Source organism: Bacillus sp. I-2, from assembly GCF_001974945.1.
Classification (GTDB): domain Bacteria; phylum Bacillota; class Bacilli; order Bacillales; family Bacillaceae; genus Bacillus; species Bacillus safensis.
Genome location: NZ_LZRW01000011.1, coordinates 427,581 through 446,135, shown reverse-complemented (window position 1 = coordinate 446,135; position 18,555 = coordinate 427,581). Strand labels below are relative to the sequence as shown.

Genomic DNA, 18,555 nt, shown 5'->3' with positions numbered 1-18,555 from the left:
GTTATTCGCCAGATTTTGATTCTTCAAGATATTTAATGATTTTCGCAGGATTTCCGCCAACCACCACGTTTGCTGGAACACTTTTTGTCACAACGGCACCAGATGCAATGACAGCATTGTCGCCAATTGTGACACCTGGATTAATAATAGCACCGCCGCCAATCCATACATGGTTTCCAATGGTGACTGGTTTGCCGAATTCAATGCCTTTTGCACGTTCTATCGGATCAAGCGGGTGTCCAGCCGTATAAATATGTACATTCGGACCTAATAAACAGTGGTGTCCAATGGTAATTTTGCAAACGTCTAATAACACTGCATCAAAATTCGCAAAAAAATGCTCGCCAATCTCGATATTGTATCCGTAATCGCACTGCAGTCTTCCTTCAAAAACGACATCATTTCCGCAAGCACCTAATAATTCCTTTAAAATGGATGTTCTTTTTTCTTGCTGATTGGTTTGCTGATATGCGTATGTCAATTGTCTTGCTCTTTCACGATCTGCGATCAGTGTTTGGTCACTAGATACATAATGTTCTCCTTGGATCATTTTTTCCTTTTCACTTTTCATGTTGATCTCCTCCTCCCTTCTATTTATACCGATGCGATATGATTACATCCTACCGCTCCCTTTATGTTTATTTTACCTTCTCATCAGAAGAATTGGGAAGGACTGATTTCTTTTGACTAGAATTGACCTTGTTCCTCCAGCAAGTTATTTACGAATCAGCAAGTCTCATTTATAATCGAGTAGATTTGTTCAATAACATATATATCTTTAAATGTGAGGGATTAGATGGAATTAAAGTGGTATAAAGCAATTATTGTGATCTTTACGATGTCTGGGATCTCCATTTCTACATGGTTTTCACGAACACCGGAAGTGAGAGATTTATTACAAGCAAACACAGGAACAATGGGACTTATTTTACTCGGTTTATCGGTTGGTTCAATTGTTGGGCTCGTTCTTTCAAATGTATTCGTCCGCAAAAAAGGCGGCCGAGTGGCGATTGTGATCAGTGCTTTTTTGATGTTCCTTGGATTTACTACTCTTGCCATTGGTTCAACGCTCTCTTCTATCTTTGTCGTCACTTCTGGTCTTTTTCTTTTTGGCGCAGGCTCTGGCATGTGTAATGTGGCGATGAACTTAGAAGGAACAGAGATTGAATACAGCATCAAGAAAACCATTCTGCCTATATTGCACGCTTCCTTTAGCATTGGGACTTTAATTGGAGCAGGTGCTGGTATTCTTTTTATCCATCTAGGCATCTCTGTATTGATACACCTTCTCGCTATTGCCCTTCTGCTTTTCCTTAGCATATTGATTTGTACACGGTTTATTCCGCACGGGACAGGAAAGGATCAGCATGAGAAACAGTCCGATACAGTTGAGCCTACTCAAACGGCATGGCTGAACAAACGAACGATATCTCTTGCGATGATCGCTTTATGTCTTGCGTTTGTCGAAGGCTCGGCCAATGATTGGATTCCACTTGCAATGGTGGATGGCTACCAAGTTTCACATTCCATGAGTACAGTCATCTATGCTTTGTTTTTGTGCGGCATGATTAGCGGAAGACTGATCAGCGGACGTTTGATCGATCGCTTTGGCAGAGTGCTATTGCTAAGAGTTGCGATTTTATCAGCAGCTGCCGGCCTATTCTTAGTCATTTTGAAGATTTCACTTGTTGTATGTATGATATCGATCTTTTTATGGGGACTTGGCGCATCTTTAGGCTTTCCGCTGACCATTTCTGCAGCTGGCGATGATAGCCGGTACGCTGTCAAACGCGTTAGTATTGTGACCTTATCTGGTTACACAGCCTCCCTTTCCGGTCCTCCTATTTTAGGGCTGCTTGCCAATCAAGTTGGACTGCTTCATGCCTTTATTTTTGTTCTATTTGCCATATGTATTGCAGGAATCTTTACTAAAGCTGTAGCAAAACCACATTCATTACAAGCCACTAAAAGTGTCTGATCCTTGATCATGGCACTTTTTTTAAATTTAAAAAATAAAATTGAAACCTTTCATGAAGTGAAACAGTCCTATAGATGTCATGATGTTTATCGATTTTTTAAAGAGGGAAAGTAAAAAAATAAGACTTTTCAAATAACTGAAAACGTGGTAAGATCATGAAAATAACCAGGAAGGGGTGAGAAAAATGAAAAAAAATATGCTATTAAAATTAGGTGTTTTATGCATAGCACTTGCAAGTTTTCATTTGTTCTCAATGCCTCATTCCGTTCAGGTATACCATCATGCTAAGGTGGTTGCCGATCAAGAATCACATGAGATGAAAATCGCTCAGACAATGGGCGATGAAAAGAAACAAAAACATGTGAGCGCAGTATTTGCCGCATTTACAGCACTGCTGATTATTGGCAGTATGACAGCTGGATTTGCACGCATCACTCATACTGATCGATTTGACCGGAAAAAGAAGCATTTACTTGCAGTGTTCTATCAATCTTCTTATTTCCGACAAGCTCGTGTTTAACCCAACCATCTAAATCAAAACAAAAATTGGGAGGTTTTACACGATGTTATTTTTCTTAAGAATTTTCATTCTAGGTCTTTTCTCTGTCACTTCACTTTCTCTTTTCGTCTACCAAGGAATTGAAGTAGTGCACGCCATTACAAGCATGTTTGGCAACCACGAAAGCTAAAAGGCCCGTATATAAAAAGAAACCCCCTGCCAGTCGCAGGGGGTTTTCGTTTGCTTATTTATTATCATCTGGTGCAGGTTCAGGTGTCAGAAGGACATGAGTCACTTCTCCCTGCTCTTCTTCATCTACAATAAATGATCCATTGCTATAGCGGTCATTTGCTCTTAAAGTAGAAATATCAAGCGGAATCGTTGTACCTTTTTCGGTATCTATCTCAAGTGTATCGTGTAGCGCTGCAGCGATCACAGCCACAATACGGTGCGGGTTTTTCTTTAATTCTCTCAGCATAAGAACTCCGCGTTTTGCTCTTGATGTTTTATCAAATTCAGAGAGGTTCATTCGCTTTACAGCCCCTCTTTGTGTCGTGAGCACAAGGACATCGTTTTTCGGATCAATGATCTGGCCAGAGACTACCTCGTCCCCTTCCTTCAAGTTGATTCCTTTAACGCCGGCCGCTCTCGGTCCAACAACACTTACTTCTTCTTCATCAAACCACAAACCGTAACCATTTTTCGTTGCAATAAACAATTCCTGCTGTCCTGTTGTGACATGAACATCGACGAGTTCATCGTTACCTTTTAGGTTTAAGGCAACAAGCGGTTTCGAATAACGCTGCGCTTTATATTGAAGAAGCTCTGTTTTCTTCACCATTCCGCCTTTCGTAAAGAATAAAAGATATGATGTTTCATCAAATTCTTTTATTGGAATGGCTTTTTGGATTGATTCCTCGCGATCAATCGAAATGATATTCGTAATATGCTGCCCCATGTCTTTCCAGCGTATATCTGGCAGCTGGTGAACAGGACAATAAATGTAGCTTCCTTTATTCGTAAACAGCAGAAGAACATCCGTTGTATTCATTTCAAACTGATGAATCAAACGGTCAGTATCCTTCATGCCAAAGTCCTTACCGTTAGAGGCAGCATAGGAGCGCTGGCTTGTTCGTTTGATGTAACCATCCTTCGTGACTGTCACATAAACATCCTCTGATGCGATCATCACTTCAAGGTTAATCTTAATTTCTTCGATTTTTTCCTCAATAACGGATCTTCTCTCATCAGCATATGTCTTTTTGAGCTTTTTCAGGCTGTTTGTAATGACCTTCAGCAGCTTTTTCTCGTTCGCTAAAATGTCTTCAAGCTCTGCTATGCGCACATCTAGCTCTCTTGCTTCGTCTCTTAATTGCGTAATATCTGTATTCGTTAAACGATATAACTGGAGTGAAACAATCGCTTCTGATTGTGCTTCTGTAAAGTCATATTTCGCCATCAAGTTGTTCTTTGCATCACGCTTATCATTAGAGGAGCGGATTGTGGCAATGACTTCATCTAAGATGGAAAGTGCCTTAATTAAGCCGTCGACAATATGGTGGCGTTCCTTCGCTTTTCGAAGCTCGTACGCTGAGCGGTTCGTCACCACTTCTTTTTGATGGGCAATATATGCATCTAGTACAGTGGTGAGCGTCATTAAGGTCGGTCTTCGATTATGTATCGCTACCATATTAAAGTTATATGGGATTTGCAGATCTGAGTTTTTATATAAGAAATTCAGCACACCATTTGCATCTGCTTCTTTTTTCAGCTCTACTACGATTCGAAGCCCAGTACGGTCTGTCTCATCTCGGACCTCTGAAATGCCTTCTACTTTTCTTTCAATTCGGAACTCGTCCATCTTTTTGACAAGGTTCGCCTTATTCACTTCGTAAGGAATTTCTGTGATCACGATTTGCTGGCGTCCGCCGCGGATGGTTTCAATCTCCGCTTTGCCTCGAATCATAATCTTTCCTTTTCCTGTTTCATACGCCTTCTTAATACCGTCTACACCTTGAATGATACCGCCTGTTGGGAAATCTGGCCCTTTGATGACCGTCATTAAATCCTCAACCGTACAATGCGGCTGTTCGATTCGTTTAATAACGCCATCAATGACTTCTCCCAAGTGATGCGGCGGGATATCAGTGGCATACCCTGCTGAAATCCCTGTTGATCCATTCACGAGAAGGTTTGGGAACATCGCTGGTAATACAACGGGCTCTTTACTTGTATCATCAAAGTTTGCGACAAATTCGACCGTTTCCTTGTCTAAGTCCTTTAAAAGCTCTGAAGCAATAGCAGACAGCCTTGCTTCCGTATAACGCATGGCAGCAGGCGGATCACCATCGATACTCCCGTTATTCCCGTGCATCTCAATCAGTACATTTCGTACTTTCCACTCCTGACTCATTCTTACCATCGCTTCATAAACAGATGAGTCCCCGTGCGGGTGATAGTTACCAATCACGTTACCGACTGTTTTAGCGGCTTTACGGAAGTTTTTATCCTGCGTATTTCCTTCTGCATACATCGCATATAAAATTCTTCGTTGTACAGGTTTTAGTCCATCACGTGCATCTGGAAGCGCCCGGTCTTGGATAATATATTTACTATAGCGGCCAAAGCGGTCGCCGATTACTTCTTCTAATGGTAAATCATGAAATCGTTCTTGTTGTGCCATGTTTAAACCTCCTCAGCTAGCGACAAGTTTTCATTTTCAAGAATGTTGCTTTCCTCATCAAGTCCAAAGGCGACATTCTTCTCAATCCATTTACGGCGTGGTTCTACTTTGTCACCCATTAGAGTTGTGACGCGGCGTTCCACACGTGCAGCATCATCAATTTTGACTCTGACAAGTGTTCTCGATTCTGGATTCATTGTCGTTTCCCATAGCTGGTCGGCATTCATTTCACCTAACCCTTTGTAGCGCTGAATCGTGTACCCTTTTCCAACTTTCTTCAAAACGTCATCCATTTCTTCATCAGACCATGCGTACTCAATGATTTCTTTTTTCCCTGAGCCTTTGCTGACTTTATATAAAGGCGGGAGTGCAATAAACACTTTGCCATGCTCAATCAGCGGCTTCATATAGCGGTAGAAGAATGTTAAGAGAAGCACTTGAATATGCGCTCCATCCGTATCCGCATCTGTCATGATCACGATTTTGTCATAATTGATGTCTTCTACATTAAAATCGACACCGACGCCTCCACCAATTGCATGAATAATGGTGTTGATTTCTTCGTTTTTGAAAATATCAGCAAGCTTTGCTTTTTCTGTATTGATGACCTTTCCGCGCAGCGGCAGCACCGCCTGGAATTTACGGTCACGCCCCTGTTTTGCTGACCCGCCCGCTGAGTCACCCTCTACTAGGTATAGTTCGTTTCTTGCTGGGTTTCTAGATTGGGCAGGTGTTAATTTTCCGCTCAGCGTGGCTTCAGACTTTTTCCGTTTCTTGCCGCTCCTTGCTTCTTCACGGGCTTTTCTAGCAGCCTCTCTTGCCTGCTGCGCTTTAATCGCTTTTTTCACAAGAAGAGTGGCTGTTTCCCGGTTTTCTTCAAGGAAATACGCAAGTTTTTCAGAAATAACAGCATCAACAGCTGAACGTGCCTCACTTGTCCCAAGCTTTCCTTTTGTCTGCCCTTCAAATTGAAGCAGCTCTTCAGGAATTCTGACAGAAATAATAGCAGACAGTCCTTCGCGAATATCAGTGCCTTCTAAATTTTTGTCTTTTTCTTTTAAAAGAGCGACTTTGCGAGCATATTCGTTAAAGGCTCTCGTCATGGCCGTTTTGGCACCAGACTCATGTGTTCCGCCATCTTTTGTTCTGACGTTATTAACGAAGGAAAGGATATTTTCCGAATAGCCATCATTAAATTGAAAAGCAAAATCTACTTCAATGGACTGATGCTCTCCTTCAAATGAGACGACTTCACTCAGAACATCTTTTTCTTCATTTAAATAAGCAACAAAGGCTTCAATGCCTGTCTCATAATAAAACGTTTCTTGTACATCATGCCGTTCATCGATCAGCTCTATTTTTAACCCTTTTAATAAAAAGGCAGATTCTCTTAAACGCTCTGATAATGTATCGAAATTATAGGTCGTGACACTGAACATGGTAGGGTCCGGCTTAAAATGAATCAGTGTTCCCGTTTTTTTGGATTTTCCAATTTTTTCGAGTGATGTGACAGGTTTACCGCCGTTTTCAAACCGCTGATGATAAATAAATCCGTCACGTTCAATTGTGACAGTGAGCCATTCTGACAGCGCGTTCACAACAGATGCCCCAACTCCGTGAAGTCCACCACTTGTTTTATATCCGCCTTGACCAAATTTTCCGCCTGCGTGCAAGACCGTTAAAATGATCTCAGGTGTCGGTTTTCCAAGCTTATGCATACCAGTAGGCATTCCACGCCCTTTATCTTGGACGGAAATGCTGTTATCTTTATGTATTTTGACAATGATATGATCTCCATGGCCAGCGAGCACTTCATCGACAGAGTTGTCTACAATCTCATAGACAAGGTGATGAAGACCGCGCGAATCCGTAGATCCAATATACATCCCTGGACGTTTACGGACCGCTTCAAGCCCCTCTAGCACCTGAATAGAATCATCGTTATAATCTACTTGCTGCTTTTTAACCAAATGCTTAATCCCCTTTCACTAACAAACATAACCGGCTAATCATCAAATGATCTCTCTAGATTTTAATGATGATCATGCTGCTCATTACTGTCCACTTTAATAAGCTGCATCATCACCATGCATGTGTAATTCACCAATACATGCTCTTTTGCACAGTTATGAGAATCATTCTACATTCTGCAATCAGAACTAGAAGTCCATTATAAACAAGACTGTTTCATAAGCCAAATGCAATCATATGATGGTTTTAGCAAAACAGAACAAATGTTCTATATTGATCTTATCGCTCTTTTTCTCGATATGCAAGGCCGCCGATATGTCCCTGTCGCCTTATTTTATCGCTTTCTTTCAGAATCGCAAATATATTTCTGCAACAAAAAAGCAAAAATCCTTGAAAAACCAAGGATTTTTGACGATTTAATGAGTTTTTGTCATCGCATGAGCCACCTTGATACATAAATCCATGATGGCGACCTTGCCATTTTCCTCAATCAGCCTTTTCGCTTCTTCGTGATATATGCCTTGCTGCGCCCAAAAAACAGGTGCGTCTATTTCGAGAAATTCTTCTGCCACCTCTGGTAAAAACTCTGAACGTCTAAAGACATTGACGATATCAACAGGCTCTTTTATATCTTTTAAAGAAGCGACTGCTTTCACACCGAGTGCTTCATCGATCGTTGGATTCACTGGGATAATCTCATACCCGGCATCCTGCATTGCTTTAGACACCATATAAGACGTCCGGTGCGGCTGATCTGATAATCCAACAACAGCAATTCGTTTACTGCTTTTTAATATACGGCCGATTTCTTCTTTCGTAGGATTGTTCATCAAGACACTCCTTTTCCTCCATTTTAGCGAATTTCTGCTTAAAAACAAAGCCGAATCCATCTGCTTTCGATTTTTTCAAAAAAAGTTCCCCATGTTTTTCACAAGATCATGTTAAAATGTAAGACAAGAGGGAGAATATAAAGGAGTTATGCAGATGTTAATTGCTTTGATGTTTATTTTGGCTTATCTTCTCGGCAGTATTCCATCCGGTCTCATTGTCGGGAAAGCTGCAAAGGGTATCGATATCCGTGAACATGGCAGCGGAAACCTAGGTGCGACGAATGCATTTCGTACACTTGGCGTAAAAGCAGGGTCTATTGTGATTACTGCTGATATCCTAAAAGGGACGCTTGCTTCAGCTTTACCGTTTTTCATGCAGCTGGACATCCATCCCTTATTAGCAGGAGTTGCTGCTGTTATCGGTCACAGCTTTCCTGTCTTTGCAAAATTTAAAGGGGGAAAGGCAGTCGCTACATCAGGCGGTGTGCTGCTATTTTATGCCCCATTCCTATTTATCACGATGATCGCTGCTTTTTTCTTATTTTTATACATTAGTAAATATGTTTCACTATCATCTATGCTGACCGGGATCTATACATTCATTTACAGCATTTTCACCAAAGACCTATTCTTAATCATTGTTGTTGCCGTTCTTGCTGGCTTTGTGATCTACAGACACATCGCCAACCTCAAACGAATTCTCAACAAAACTGAACCGAAAATCAAATGGCTCTAGCCGTTTCATCCATTTAAATATGTGGTAAAAGTAAAGAAAAGCTGTTTTTGCATCCTGCATTTTAAAAACAGCATGACTTCAAAAAGGGGCGATCACATTGAAATTAACGATAAAAGAAGATGCACTCAATTGGTACAAGAATGAATTAGATTTAGAAAAAGGTGATCAAGTTCGCTTTTTTGTGAGATATGGCGGGTGCAGTAATGTACAAAAAGGCTTTTCTCTCGGCGTTGCAAAAGATGAACCTCAAAATGCCGGCGCAACCGCTGAAATAGAAGGTATTACTTTCTTTATTGAGGAAAGTGATATTTGGTACTTTGACAACCATGATCTGCATATTGATTATAACGAGTCCGTGAAAGAACCAGAATTTCATTATGAATAAACAAAAAAGATACCTCATCCCTCGGGTATCTTTTTTGTTTTACACTTCAATATACAGCCCATACTCCTGAATGTTCCCTAAAGATCGTTCCTTTTGCAGAATTCTTTTTTGCGGCTCACCAATCAAGTCAAAATGAGGAAACCCTTCGCGGTCATGAATCCATTCTTTTTTTAGTCCATGTCTTTCTCCCCACTCAGCTAACCGCTTCATATCCTGACAGGCTGCTTTTGTGACAGTATTGGCATTTGGAAAACGGTCATCGAGCCAGTAGTGTGTTAAAAAAGCAATTTTTCCTTGCTGGACAGCTGATTTCCAAGCGTTTAAATCACTTCGTTTAATACCAAAAGCCATCAATTAAACCTGCTTCTTCGACTGTTCATATACTTTATGCCAGGCAGGAAAGGCTTTTCTAAATTGAATAGGTCTAAAGGTGTCTTTATCCACACATATATGTGAAGTTGTCCCTGTAATCGCTGTTTGTCCATCAGGTTTTTGAATTTCATAGCCATACACCGTTTTGACACCATTATATTCTTCAATCCATGTATGAACGGTTGCTGTTTCACCATACAGCAATGGTTTTTTATATTGAACCTGCAAGTCTATAACAGGTGCAAGAGCACCGTCTGCTTCTAGCTGCGCATAGGAAAACCCTAATTCTTTAATCAATGCTGTTCTGCCGACTTCCATCCAAATTAAATAATTGGCATGATACACGATGCCCATTTGATCGGTTTCTGCATAACGGACTTCTATTTCTTTTTTGGATACATACACGTTTTCATCGCTCTCCTATCAAAACCTAAGGTCTGTCTCTGCCATTTTACCACATTCCAAATGGTTCTTCTAAAAAGAGGCAATAAAATAAACCAGGAATCCCTGGTTTATTCGGTATAGCCATTCTTTCTTGCCGCTTCTTCGTCCTTGATCTCAGAACGCATCGCGTCAATACTCATTTTGCGGTTTTCGTTTTTTTGTTTGATCATTTGCTTTTCTGTCTCTGTCGAAACGGACATCGCTGCCTCAGATTCATCGATATTGTCAAGTGTATTCTCGATCATATCTTGCAGCTTTTCAACATTATCAGAACGATCATCTGGATTGGATTGATAGGACTTGTCATTCATCATGATTCCCTCCTTATTCGCCCTTCGTCTGTATCACATCAGGCTGTTCATTTGATTTATTATGCATCTTTTTACCTTTATTCCGTTTGTATGCTACAGGTTTTGTCCCTAAATGGTCTGGTGTAAACTGCGCTTGTTTATCATGCTCTCTACCCATTATTCATCCCTCCCTCTTCTTTAGGATGAACGAAAACGGATAATTCATAACTTATTTCTGTCTAAATCGCTCTTCCAACTTTTCTTCAAGCTGGTTTAAAAATTCCTCATTGCTTAATAATTCTTTTTTATTTTCAAGCACAAGCTCTTCAAATGTGCGTCGTTTTCTTCTTCTCATTCCACTCACCTCCATATATGTATGATTACATTTTCGCCAAAACATTTAGAAAATAAGCAAAAGAGCTGAATCATTATAGATCCAGCTCTTTTTCAATTTCTTTTTTTGTCAGCATTTGATGCTTCACAGACATGATGCGTCCTTTTTCATCTAATATGTATGTCGTTGGGTATGAAAGCACCTGATATCTTGCTTGAATGCCTTTTTGGTCCAATAAAACAGGAAAGCTCACCTTTAATTCTTTTGTGAATGCTGCCACATGTTCCACACTCTTTTCAGTGGTCGTTAAATTCACTGCTAGTACTTCAACTTGGTCATTTTCGCTCCTAATCGCGTCTAAATCCGGCATTTCCGTCCTGCACGGCTTACACCATGTCGCCCAGAAATTGACGAGCACCTTTTTCCCTCGGTAATCAGATAACGAGGCGGTTTTGCCGTCAAGGGTTTTCAGTTCAAAATCAGGGGCTTGGTCGCCTTTTTCAAGGCCGATTGCGGGCTCTTTTGGCCCAAATAAATTCCACGCAAGTAAACCAATCAACACAAGTAAAACAGCGCTTGCCATTCCTTTTTTCCACATGATTGATCCTCCACTATTTTAAAAAAGAAGAGAAAGCTGTTGGATCGCCTTCTCTTCTTTGCTGTATTAGTTGCTTGCCAATTTTTCGCGAAGTACCATTTGAAGGATACCGCCATGACGATAGTAGTCAATTTCGACTTCACTGTCAAAGCGAACCACCACTTCAAACGTTTTCTCGTTTCCATCTGTGTCAATTGCTTTCACAGTGACGAGATCACGTGGACGAACTGTTTCGTCAACATGAACTTCAAATGTTTCTGTTCCTGTTAGACCATGAGTTTCTGCACTTTCTCCATCTTTAAACTGCAAAGGAAGTACGCCCATGAAGACTAGGTTACTTCTGTGGATACGCTCAAAGCTTTCAGCTAGAACAAATTTAATTCCAAGAAGGTTTGTTCCTTTAGCAGCCCAGTCACGTGAAGAACCCATTCCGTAGTCTTTACCTGCTAAGATCGCAAGACCTGTTCCATCCTCTTTATAACGCATGCATGCATCATAAATCGATGTCACTTCACCAGTTGGCCAGTAAGTTGTATAACCGCCTTCTGTTCCTGGTGCAATTTGGTTCTTAATACGGATGTTTGCAAAAGTACCTCTCATCATGACATGGTGGTTACCACGGCGAGATCCATATGAGTTAAAGTCTCTAGGCGATACGCCTCTTTCTTGCAAGTATTTGCCCGCCGGTGTGTCCTTACCAATCGCTCCAGCAGGAGAAATATGGTCAGTTGTGACAGAGTCACCGAACTTCGCAACGACGCGCAAGCCTTTAAGCGGTTCAACTTTACCAGGTTCAACTGATAGGTTTTCAAAGAATGGCGGGTTATCAATGTATGTGGAATTTTCATCCCATTTATACAATGCATCATCCGTCGTTTTAATTTCATTCCAGCGTTCGTTGTTGTCAAAAACAGTTTCATACTCTGAACGGAATAGCTCAGGTGTGACAGTGCTTTTAACGACGCTGTTGATTTCATCCATTGATGGCCAAATGTCATTGAAATAAACGTTCTCGCCATTTTTATCGACACCGATAGGATCTTTTGTTAAATCAATATTCACCGTACCAGCAAGTGCATAAGCCACAACTAATGGTGGAGATGCAAGGTAGTTCCCTTTCACAAGCGGATGAATACGACCTTCAAAGTTACGGTTACCTGATAAAACAGAAGTGATCAGCAGATCATTTTCAGAGACTGCATCTTCAATTTCTTTCTCAAGCGGTCCGGAGTTTCCGATACATGTTGTACAGCCATATCCAACAATGTTAAATCCGAGGTCTTTTAAATATGGAAGAAGTCCCGAATTCACAAGGTACCCTGTTACAACTTTAGAACCCGGCGCTAGTGACGTTTTCACGTAGTTTGGCACTTTCATACCGAGCTCACTTGCTTTCTTCGCAACAAGACCTGCTCCGATTAACACGTATGGGTTCGATGTATTCGTACAGCTCGTAATCGCTGCAATCGCAATCGCCCCTGTCTTCATCACAGCTTTTTCACCGTTTGCAAGGTTAAATTCGATTTGTTTATCGAGCTCTGATTTATCTAAGCCAAACCCTTGGTTACCAGCTGGGCTTTCGATGTGTTTATGGAACGTCTCTTTCATTTGAGAAAGTGGAATCAAATCTTGTGGACGTTTAGGACCAGATAAGTTTGACTCAATTTTAGAAAGATCAATTTCCACAACATCAGTAAAAATTGGTTCTTCTGCATCTGGCGTATAGAATAAGCCATTTGCACGAGAATATTCCTCAACGATATTAATTTGCTCTTCATCACGTCCAGTAAGGCGAAGGTAAGCAAGCGCTTCTTCATCTACTGGGAAGAATCCGCAAGTAGCACCGTATTCTGGCGCCATGTTCGCAATGGTTGCACGATCTGCTAACGGCAATTGTGCAACACCAGGTCCGAAGAACTCAACGAACTTGTTCACTACGCCTTTTTCACGAAGGACTTGTGTGACTTTTAATGCTAGGTCAGTTGCAGTTGTTCCGTTTGGAAGCTCTCCAACTAATTTAGCACCAATCACTTCTGGTACTGGGAAGTATGAAGGCTGACCAAGCATACCAGCTTCCGCTTCGATACCGCCAACGCCCCATCCAAGTACACCGATACCGTTAATCATCGTTGTATGAGAGTCAGTTCCAACTAATGTATCTGGGTAAGTGATGATCTCTCCATCTTCTTCAATCGCATGAACAACACTTGCAAGATACTCTAAGTTCACTTGGTGAACAATTCCTGTTGCAGGTGGGACAGCTTGATAGTTATTAAACGCTTTCTTTGCCCAGCTAAGGAAGTTATAACGCTCTGCGTTACGTTCGAATTCTAAATCCATGTTAATGTTTAATGCATCTTCAGTTCCAGCTTTATCAACTTGTACTGAGTGGTCAATAACAAGGTCAACTGGAATTTCAGGGTTGATTTTATCCGGGTCCCCGCCTACATCTGCCATAGCTTTTCTTAAAGAAGCAAGGTCAACGACTGCTGGTACACCCGTGAAGTCTTGTAAAATAACACGAGAAGGTTTAAATGGAACATCAATTTCTTTTACCTCAGCAGTTCCCCATTTTGCCAAGTTTTCAACATGTTCCTTCTTGATCACTCTACCGTCTACTTGGCGAAGCACTGATTCTAAAAGTACCTTAATGGAATAAGGCAGCTTAGAAACATTTCCGATTCCTTGTTTCTCTAGTGCTTCTAACGAATAATAGTGATATGTTTTCCCATTTGTCGAAAACGTTTTTCTAGATTGAAAAGCGTCTTGTTTAGCGACTTGCTGCTGTTTCGACATGTCCAAAATCCCCCTTTTGATGATCAAGATCAATTTCAATTCTCAGAAAAATCGTCGTATTTCACCACAATTTTCTCACAATTTCATCTTAAAACAAATTCATACATAAGTAAATAACAATGCTTTTATTAAATTCAATAAGTTTAACTTATCATTAGGAAATGATTACTCTTCATAAACGAAGCGGGGTGGGCTCATACTACAAATGAGGTGATAGAACATGACAAAACGCAAAGCTAATCATGTCATTAATGGCATGAACGCAGCCAAAAGCCAGGGGAATGGCGCAGGCTATACGGAAGATGATCAGCTCGTTTTAACAGAAGAACAGAGGCAAAACAATAAAAAACGTAAAAAGAATCAATAAGAAGGAGCCAAACCTCATGACGAATAAAAACACAGGGAAAGACATCCGTCAAAACTCTCCTAAGGAGCATCAAGGCGGTCAGCCTGAGCCGTTATCAGGCAGTAAAAAAGTGAAAAACCGCAACCATACAAGACAAAAGCACAATTCTCATCATGATATGTAATTATTCCCCTCTCATCCCGTGACCACACGGGATGTTTTAGGTCTTTCACACATTTCCATTTTCATCATATGATTTATTATGAGATGTGATGGAGGAGTGTTTATGGAGAATGAAAAGCAATCGAATTCCTCTGATTTTATTGAAATAGATGATTGGCTCAATGTTTTAATGGATGATCCATTTGCCTGGTATGATGAACACCTCCCAATTGATCTTTATGAAACAAGCCGTGATTATATTATCGAAATTGATGTCTCCACCTTATCGATTACTGATGTAAAGCTGACCTTCGCTGGACATGAGCTGACGTTAACTTACACAGTACAACATCCAAATGGTGAAGGCGAACAGCCAATTGAAAAAAGCGTGATGCTCCCTTTTTATTTAAACGACAAAGACATTGAAACAGATTATGAAAACCGAATCATATCGATAAAAATTAAAAAATGTTCCGACCATCCAAACGGTGCATTTTCCTTTCAAATCCCGCACTTCAAACATTAAGAGCCCACCTTTATATAGGTGGGCTCTCTTCCCGTTCGTTTCAAGTCAATACCTTTTGCGAACCACCATGGCCAAATAGTAGAGTCGCTATATGATAATGTATTCTTTTTCTATTAATTGGTTTGGGTCATTCTAGTAAATGGGCGGCTATCAATGAAAAAAGCCGTTTATAGAGATCATAGACATACATTTTTGTTATTTTCTTCTATCCTCTCTTCATGTAATATAAAATAGAGAGATAAGGGGTATAAGGAGTGAGAACATGTTAAGCGGCTGGTTTTTGTGGTTCATTTTATTTTGGGGTACAGTGATGATCGGATTACTCGCAATCGGTGGCTTTTTTATGTTTCGTAAATTTTTAAAACGATTGCCAAAGGAAGATGGGAAATCAGAGCTTGATTGGCAGGATGAATATATTCAAAAGAGCCTTCACCTATGGCGGGATGAGGACAAACAGCTGTTAAATGAACTCGTATTACCTGTTCCAGAGCTGTTTAGAGATGTTGCCAAGGAAAAAATAGCGGGTAAAATTGGTGAGCTGGCATTAAAAGAACAGGCTGCTAGCATTAATTTAGACTTAATCATTCGCGGCTACATTATGGCTACACCAAAGCGGGATCATAAGTTTTTACTGAAGCGCCTTCAAGAAAAAAACATTGATCACTCGCCATATGAATCGTTATTAAAATAACCTCCTTTTTAAAGGAGGTTTCAGCATGTAGACAAACCCTCGCATTCGGTCAGTTCTGCGCGCCGATGCTCACGAATGTCAAATTCGCTCCGCAAAGGTAGTTGTCCTTTCGAGACTGCAAAGGTTTTCTATCACGCTGAATAGAAGACAAAGGGCTAAAATAAAAGATCATTTTAGCCCTTTGTCAATAATATGTAACCTCCTTTTTAAAAAGGAGGTTTAATTCATTTGAATCTGCTGCGGATCTAATTGTTTAGACAGCTTTCTAAACGATAAATACATGGCAACCCGCCAAGGCACGATCATGCCAAAGGCAAGAATCCAAAACATCCCGCTTAATGAACCATAATCAATAGAAGAACTCAAGATGGTCTTCATCCCAATACGAAGGACAAGAAGTCCAATGAGAATGAACACAAAAGCTTTCGACCGTTTTAAGTAGATGTCGTTACCTCTAATTTCAAACTTCGATGTTTTGATTAAAAATATGGAAAAAAACATCCCCACTGTGATCGCTTCTAGAAATTCAGCTCCAGTTACCCGAAACATCGGAACAAAAAACATCAGTGCACCAGTGCTCATGAAAATAGGAGGTAAAATAATTTTTTTCGCAGTTGCAGGTTTTGCAGATGATTTAATGCGAATAAACATGACGGCCACCGCCATACATACCGCAATTATAGAAGAGATCAAGATCATCATATCAAATCATTCCTTTATTCTTTAAGGTCAGCCTATGTATAATATACTCCAATTGACGAAAAAAAACCATTCGCCGCGACTGTAGAAAACGATTTCAAAAGCCTGTAAAGCCGCCAAACAATGATGAGAACATGATGATAATCCATGTCAGAAGATCAAAGAACAGCAAAATCCCTACCACAATCATAATGATTCCGCCAATTCGCATGATGAGCTGCTGACGTTTTCTGATCCACGCCATTTTCGTAATGAAAAAGGAGAGAATAAAAAACGGGACGGCAAATCCGAATACATAGGCAATCATATACATAACCGCCGACTCAGGATTGTTACTCGCCAGTGTGATGACAGCAGATAAAATAGGTCCTGTACAAGGTGTCCATCCAGCGGCAAAGCCCATTCCGATGAGAATAGATCCAAAAAAACCAGCAGGACGATTTTTGAACTGGATTCTCTTTTCGCCCATGAGAAAAGACGGCTTGAATACACCAAGCGTCATAAAACCAAAGAAAATAATGAGGATGGCTCCAATTTGACGAATCGCTTGATGATAATCATTAAAAAACTTCCCGACAAACGATGTCCCAAAGCCAATCGCAATAAATATAATAGAGAACCCAACTAAAAAGAATAAAGTATGAAGCAGACTTCTTCTTCTCAGCATCACCTTCTCCGATTTCACTTCATTTATACTAACGCCCGTAATATACGATAAAAACGCTGGATAAAGCGGCAGACAGCACGGTGAAATAAAAGAAAGAAATCCTGCTCCAAATGCTAAAAAGTAATTCAAATCTGTCAAAAGAACACCCCCCTTCTTACAATATACAATAAGAGATGACAAAATCATTTCATTTTTTTTACATCACTTCAATAAAGATGGTCTATTTTCTTAAAACCTTATATAATTTAATTTGACATCAAGATAATGAATCCTTTAAATTTGAAAATAAACCTTAAAATGGATATAATAGAATCGATTCTTTTTATCAAGATTTGCATGAAAGGAACATGACTTTGGTAAAAACATCATTATTAACTCAAATCGAAGAAAAAAGAGAAGAGCTGATGAAAGTTGTCTTGCATAATGGGATGACATCAACAGTGACCATCGAACATAGCCAGCAGCTAGATCATCTCCTCTTACAATATCAACGACACTTACACTCAAACTCAGCCAACTAATCATACTTCATGATATCAATCATGCCGCACAATTATTAGAACAGTTGATATGGTGACCATAAACGAAACAAAAACCTCTGACATAGGGGTTTTTTGTTTTTTCACATGCTGCTTGACGCCATAATAAAAACCACCTTCCCTGCTTCATTCATGCAAGTACAGTGGTTTTAAGCGTCTGATGAAGGTAAATTGAATAAAGAAAGGACAACGCTTGTCCATCCTTTATAACCATGTTCCATCTATGATCATAATATCGTACGTATTATTTCGCTTGGTTGTTCATGGCTTTCATCATTTGATTGATTTTCTTCTGGGACGGTTTCATGCCCATTTGCATCATCATCATTCGAAGCATTTGTTCATTAATCGGTGGATTCTTTTTCAAATAGCTCATCATATACTTACGAGCAATAAAGAATCCGAGTGCAACTCCTGCAAGCAGTGCAACAACGCCTACAAGGATGACAACCCATAAATCCATAATTCTTCCTCCTTCATGTTGTCTCGTATAAAGTGTACTAAACAAAAGGCTATTATACAACATTTCACGTTCAATTTTATTTTTTTAAACAAAATTCCTCACTTTTACTGGATTAAGCCACCCGTGTTTTTTTGAACTAAAGTCCATCGCAAGAAAACAAGGGCTGATTTTTCTCAGCACTTCAAAAAACACCGCTTCTGCCTCATAACTTCCAGTGGCAGACATTTGGATATACCGGTCTTTTATAATAAATGCTGCAGTTCCTTTTCCATCTGGTAAGGAGGCGCTGTAAATCGAGCCTATTTGTGTATAGTGAATGTTCGTTAAGTTATTCATTAGACGCTGGTGCATATGAAAAGCAGGGATTCGTTTCGTCACATAATCCACTTGCTTCACAAGCATTACAAGCTCATCGTCAGTGCGGTTCGTCCAATGTAACGACTCAAACAAATGAAACAAAATCGATTCTCTGCCAAAATAGTGATGCGCAAATTCATCCTCAATCCAATAAATATAATAATGACGTTCCATGTCTATCCCTTCCTT

Annotated in this window: 26 protein-coding genes; 10 read left to right on the top strand and 16 right to left on the bottom strand. The window is 40.2% G+C overall.

The window, feature by feature from the left end:
• Window position 1: 1 nt before the first annotated feature.
• Window positions 2–571: a sugar O-acetyltransferase gene (locus BAE31_RS05725; protein ID WP_075623231.1), complete on the bottom strand. Its 570-nt coding sequence runs from the start codon at window positions 569–571 to the stop codon at window positions 2–4.
• A gap of 225 nt (window positions 572–796) precedes the next feature.
• On the opposite strand from BAE31_RS05725, the gene BAE31_RS05720 reads away from it, so the two are divergent.
• From BAE31_RS05720 to BAE31_RS20020, 3 genes are all read left to right on the top strand, one after another.
• Window positions 797–1,978: an MFS transporter gene (locus tag BAE31_RS05720; protein ID WP_076839732.1), complete on the top strand. Its 1,182-nt coding sequence runs from the start codon at window positions 797–799 to the stop codon at window positions 1,976–1,978.
• A 184-nt stretch (window positions 1,979–2,162) separates the two neighbouring features.
• On the top strand, window positions 2,163–2,498 hold the full coding sequence (locus tag BAE31_RS05715) for a hypothetical protein (protein ID WP_041109243.1): 336 nt from the start codon (window positions 2,163–2,165) through the stop codon (window positions 2,496–2,498).
• A gap of 43 nt (window positions 2,499–2,541) precedes the next feature.
• Window positions 2,542–2,667: a hypothetical protein gene (locus BAE31_RS20020; RefSeq protein WP_254966705.1), complete on the top strand. Its 126-nt coding sequence runs from the start codon at window positions 2,542–2,544 to the stop codon at window positions 2,665–2,667.
• 54 nt (window positions 2,668–2,721) lie between these two features.
• Here the strand turns inward: BAE31_RS20020 and parC are convergent, their stop codons facing one another.
• The 4 genes from parC to BAE31_RS20015 form a co-directional block, all read right to left on the bottom strand.
• Window positions 2,722–5,160 (bottom strand): DNA topoisomerase IV subunit A, encoded by a 2,439-nt coding sequence (gene parC, locus BAE31_RS05710; RefSeq protein ID WP_041109241.1) that lies wholly within the window; start codon window positions 5,158–5,160, stop codon window positions 2,722–2,724.
• A gap of 2 nt (window positions 5,161–5,162) precedes the next feature.
• Window positions 5,163–7,130 (bottom strand): DNA topoisomerase IV subunit B, encoded by a 1,968-nt coding sequence (gene parE, locus BAE31_RS05705; RefSeq protein WP_024425148.1) that lies wholly within the window; start codon window positions 7,128–7,130, stop codon window positions 5,163–5,165.
• A 417-nt stretch (window positions 7,131–7,547) separates the two neighbouring features.
• On the bottom strand, window positions 7,548–7,961 hold the full coding sequence (locus BAE31_RS05700) for a CoA-binding protein (RefSeq protein WP_034283453.1): 414 nt from the start codon (window positions 7,959–7,961) through the stop codon (window positions 7,548–7,550).
• Window positions 7,912–8,040, bottom strand: a complete 129-nt coding sequence (locus BAE31_RS20015) for a hypothetical protein (RefSeq protein WP_254966706.1) — start codon at window positions 8,038–8,040, stop codon at window positions 7,912–7,914. The genes BAE31_RS05700 and BAE31_RS20015 overlap by 50 nt, the downstream gene beginning before the upstream one ends.
• A 75-nt stretch (window positions 8,041–8,115) precedes the next feature.
• Here BAE31_RS20015 and plsY point away from each other — a divergent pair, with 75 nt between their 5' ends.
• Both plsY and BAE31_RS05690 read left to right on the top strand, forming a co-directional pair.
• The gene (plsY, locus tag BAE31_RS05695; RefSeq protein ID WP_024425146.1) at window positions 8,116–8,697 is read left to right on the top strand and encodes a glycerol-3-phosphate 1-O-acyltransferase PlsY; all 582 of its coding nucleotides are present in this window, start codon (window positions 8,116–8,118) and stop codon (window positions 8,695–8,697) included.
• Between the two features lie 97 nt (window positions 8,698–8,794).
• Window positions 8,795–9,082 carry a HesB/YadR/YfhF family protein gene (locus BAE31_RS05690; RefSeq protein WP_056766600.1) on the top strand — a complete coding sequence of 96 codons (288 nt, stop codon included), beginning with the start codon at window positions 8,795–8,797 and terminating at the stop codon, window positions 9,080–9,082.
• 39 nt (window positions 9,083–9,121) lie between these two features.
• Here the strand turns inward: BAE31_RS05690 and BAE31_RS05685 are convergent, their stop codons facing one another.
• The 7 genes from BAE31_RS05685 to acnA form a co-directional block, all read right to left on the bottom strand.
• Window positions 9,122–9,433: a hypothetical protein gene (locus BAE31_RS05685; protein WP_041109236.1), complete on the bottom strand. Its 312-nt coding sequence runs from the start codon at window positions 9,431–9,433 to the stop codon at window positions 9,122–9,124.
• Between the two features lie 3 nt (window positions 9,434–9,436).
• Window positions 9,437–9,859 carry an acyl-CoA thioesterase gene (locus BAE31_RS05680; protein WP_024425143.1) on the bottom strand — a complete coding sequence of 141 codons (423 nt, stop codon included), beginning with the start codon at window positions 9,857–9,859 and terminating at the stop codon, window positions 9,437–9,439.
• A gap of 107 nt (window positions 9,860–9,966) precedes the next feature.
• Window positions 9,967–10,209, bottom strand: coding sequence for a small acid-soluble spore protein Tlp (gene tlp, locus BAE31_RS05675; RefSeq protein WP_024425142.1), 243 nt, complete (start codon window positions 10,207–10,209; stop codon window positions 9,967–9,969).
• Window positions 10,210–10,222: 13 nt separating this feature from the next.
• Complete coding sequence (locus BAE31_RS05670; RefSeq protein ID WP_008357830.1) at window positions 10,223–10,366, bottom strand: acid-soluble spore protein N; 144 nt, start codon at window positions 10,364–10,366, stop codon at window positions 10,223–10,225.
• 51 nt (window positions 10,367–10,417) lie between these two features.
• On the bottom strand, window positions 10,418–10,543 hold the full coding sequence (locus BAE31_RS05665; RefSeq protein WP_003211002.1) for an FbpB family small basic protein: 126 nt from the start codon (window positions 10,541–10,543) through the stop codon (window positions 10,418–10,420).
• A 73-nt stretch (window positions 10,544–10,616) separates the two neighbouring features.
• The gene (locus BAE31_RS05660) at window positions 10,617–11,120 is read right to left on the bottom strand and encodes a TlpA family protein disulfide reductase (RefSeq protein WP_041109234.1); all 504 of its coding nucleotides are present in this window, start codon (window positions 11,118–11,120) and stop codon (window positions 10,617–10,619) included.
• Window positions 11,121–11,186: 66 nt separating this feature from the next.
• Window positions 11,187–13,916, bottom strand: coding sequence for an aconitate hydratase AcnA (gene acnA, locus BAE31_RS05655; RefSeq protein ID WP_076839730.1), 2,730 nt, complete (start codon window positions 13,914–13,916; stop codon window positions 11,187–11,189).
• Window positions 13,917–14,136: 220 nt separating this feature from the next.
• Here acnA and sspO point away from each other — a divergent pair, with 220 nt between their 5' ends.
• The 4 genes from sspO (at window position 14,137) to BAE31_RS05635 (ending at window position 15,641) form a co-directional block, all read left to right on the top strand.
• A complete protein-coding gene (gene sspO, locus BAE31_RS05650) occupies window positions 14,137–14,283 on the top strand; it encodes a small acid-soluble spore protein O (protein ID WP_034283440.1) in 147 nt (48 codons plus the stop codon).
• 16 nt (window positions 14,284–14,299) lie between these two features.
• The gene (locus BAE31_RS05645; protein WP_003211331.1) at window positions 14,300–14,446 is read left to right on the top strand and encodes a small acid-soluble spore protein P; all 147 of its coding nucleotides are present in this window, start codon (window positions 14,300–14,302) and stop codon (window positions 14,444–14,446) included.
• 102 nt (window positions 14,447–14,548) lie between these two features.
• Entirely contained in the window at window positions 14,549–14,950 is a 402-nt protein-coding gene (locus tag BAE31_RS05640) for an Hsp20/alpha crystallin family protein (RefSeq protein WP_024425138.1), read from the top strand.
• Window positions 14,951–15,212: 262 nt separating this feature from the next.
• Complete coding sequence (locus BAE31_RS05635; RefSeq protein ID WP_024427086.1) at window positions 15,213–15,641, top strand: DUF2621 domain-containing protein; 429 nt, start codon at window positions 15,213–15,215, stop codon at window positions 15,639–15,641.
• Window positions 15,642–15,860: 219 nt separating this feature from the next.
• Here BAE31_RS05635 and BAE31_RS05630 read toward each other — a convergent pair whose 3' ends face one another.
• Window positions 15,861–16,343, bottom strand: a complete 483-nt coding sequence (locus BAE31_RS05630; protein ID WP_024425136.1) for a CcdC family protein — start codon at window positions 16,341–16,343, stop codon at window positions 15,861–15,863.
• Between the two features lie 94 nt (window positions 16,344–16,437).
• Window positions 16,438–17,145, bottom strand: a complete 708-nt coding sequence (locus tag BAE31_RS05625) for a cytochrome c biogenesis CcdA family protein (RefSeq protein ID WP_056766594.1) — start codon at window positions 17,143–17,145, stop codon at window positions 16,438–16,440.
• A 209-nt stretch (window positions 17,146–17,354) separates the two neighbouring features.
• Here BAE31_RS05625 and BAE31_RS05620 point away from each other — a divergent pair, with 209 nt between their 5' ends.
• On the top strand, window positions 17,355–17,528 hold the full coding sequence (locus tag BAE31_RS05620; RefSeq protein WP_369810454.1) for an aspartyl-phosphate phosphatase Spo0E family protein: 174 nt from the start codon (window positions 17,355–17,357) through the stop codon (window positions 17,526–17,528).
• Between the two features lie 262 nt (window positions 17,529–17,790).
• Here the strand turns inward: BAE31_RS05620 and BAE31_RS05615 are convergent, their stop codons facing one another.
• On the bottom strand, window positions 17,791–18,009 hold the full coding sequence (locus BAE31_RS05615) for a YneF family protein (RefSeq protein WP_003212379.1): 219 nt from the start codon (window positions 18,007–18,009) through the stop codon (window positions 17,791–17,793).
• Window positions 18,010–18,093: 84 nt separating this feature from the next.
• Entirely contained in the window at window positions 18,094–18,540 is a 447-nt protein-coding gene (sirA, locus tag BAE31_RS05610; protein WP_024425134.1) for a sporulation inhibitor of replication protein SirA, read from the bottom strand.
• Window positions 18,541–18,555 lie beyond the last annotated feature (15 nt).

Excerpts from the sequence above, each read along its gene's own strand:
- BAE31_RS05660 (WP_041109234.1), bottom strand. The coding sequence starts at position 11,120 with ATGTGGAAAAAAGGAATGGCAAGCGCTGTTTTACTTGTGTTGATTGGT.
- acnA (WP_076839730.1), bottom strand. The coding sequence starts at position 13,916 with ATGTCGAAACAGCAGCAAGTCGCTAAACAAGACGCTTTTCAATCTAGA.
- BAE31_RS05670 (WP_008357830.1), bottom strand. The coding sequence starts at position 10,366 with ATGGGTAGAGAGCATGATAAACAAGCGCAGTTTACACCAGACCATTTA.
- BAE31_RS05615 (WP_003212379.1), bottom strand. The coding sequence starts at position 18,009 with ATGGATTTATGGGTTGTCATCCTTGTAGGCGTTGTTGCACTGCTTGCA.
- sspO (WP_034283440.1), top strand. The coding sequence starts at position 14,137 with ATGACAAAACGCAAAGCTAATCATGTCATTAATGGCATGAACGCAGCC.
- BAE31_RS20020 (WP_254966705.1), top strand. The coding sequence starts at position 2,542 with ATGTTATTTTTCTTAAGAATTTTCATTCTAGGTCTTTTCTCTGTCACT.
- BAE31_RS05685 (WP_041109236.1), bottom strand. The coding sequence starts at position 9,433 with ATGGCTTTTGGTATTAAACGAAGTGATTTAAACGCTTGGAAATCAGCT.
- parC (WP_041109241.1), bottom strand. The coding sequence starts at position 5,160 with ATGGCACAACAAGAACGATTTCATGATTTACCATTAGAAGAAGTAATC.
- BAE31_RS05635 (WP_024427086.1), top strand. The coding sequence starts at position 15,213 with ATGTTAAGCGGCTGGTTTTTGTGGTTCATTTTATTTTGGGGTACAGTG.
- BAE31_RS05640 (WP_024425138.1), top strand. The coding sequence starts at position 14,549 with ATGGAGAATGAAAAGCAATCGAATTCCTCTGATTTTATTGAAATAGAT.
- tlp (WP_024425142.1), bottom strand. The coding sequence starts at position 10,209 with ATGAATGACAAGTCCTATCAATCCAATCCAGATGATCGTTCTGATAAT.
- plsY (WP_024425146.1), top strand. The coding sequence starts at position 8,116 with ATGTTAATTGCTTTGATGTTTATTTTGGCTTATCTTCTCGGCAGTATT.
- BAE31_RS05620 (WP_369810454.1), top strand. The coding sequence starts at position 17,355 with ATGACTTTGGTAAAAACATCATTATTAACTCAAATCGAAGAAAAAAGA.
- sirA (WP_024425134.1), bottom strand. The coding sequence starts at position 18,540 with ATGGAACGTCATTATTATATTTATTGGATTGAGGATGAATTTGCGCAT.
- BAE31_RS05645 (WP_003211331.1), top strand. The coding sequence starts at position 14,300 with ATGACGAATAAAAACACAGGGAAAGACATCCGTCAAAACTCTCCTAAG.
- BAE31_RS05715 (WP_041109243.1), top strand. The coding sequence starts at position 2,163 with ATGAAAAAAAATATGCTATTAAAATTAGGTGTTTTATGCATAGCACTT.
- BAE31_RS05700 (WP_034283453.1), bottom strand. The coding sequence starts at position 7,961 with ATGAACAATCCTACGAAAGAAGAAATCGGCCGTATATTAAAAAGCAGT.
- BAE31_RS05725 (WP_075623231.1), bottom strand. The coding sequence starts at position 571 with ATGAAAAGTGAAAAGGAAAAAATGATCCAAGGAGAACATTATGTATCT.
- BAE31_RS05720 (WP_076839732.1), top strand. The coding sequence starts at position 797 with ATGGAATTAAAGTGGTATAAAGCAATTATTGTGATCTTTACGATGTCT.
- BAE31_RS05665 (WP_003211002.1), bottom strand. The coding sequence starts at position 10,543 with ATGAGAAGAAGAAAACGACGCACATTTGAAGAGCTTGTGCTTGAAAAT.
- BAE31_RS05630 (WP_024425136.1), bottom strand. The coding sequence starts at position 16,343 with ATGATGATCTTGATCTCTTCTATAATTGCGGTATGTATGGCGGTGGCC.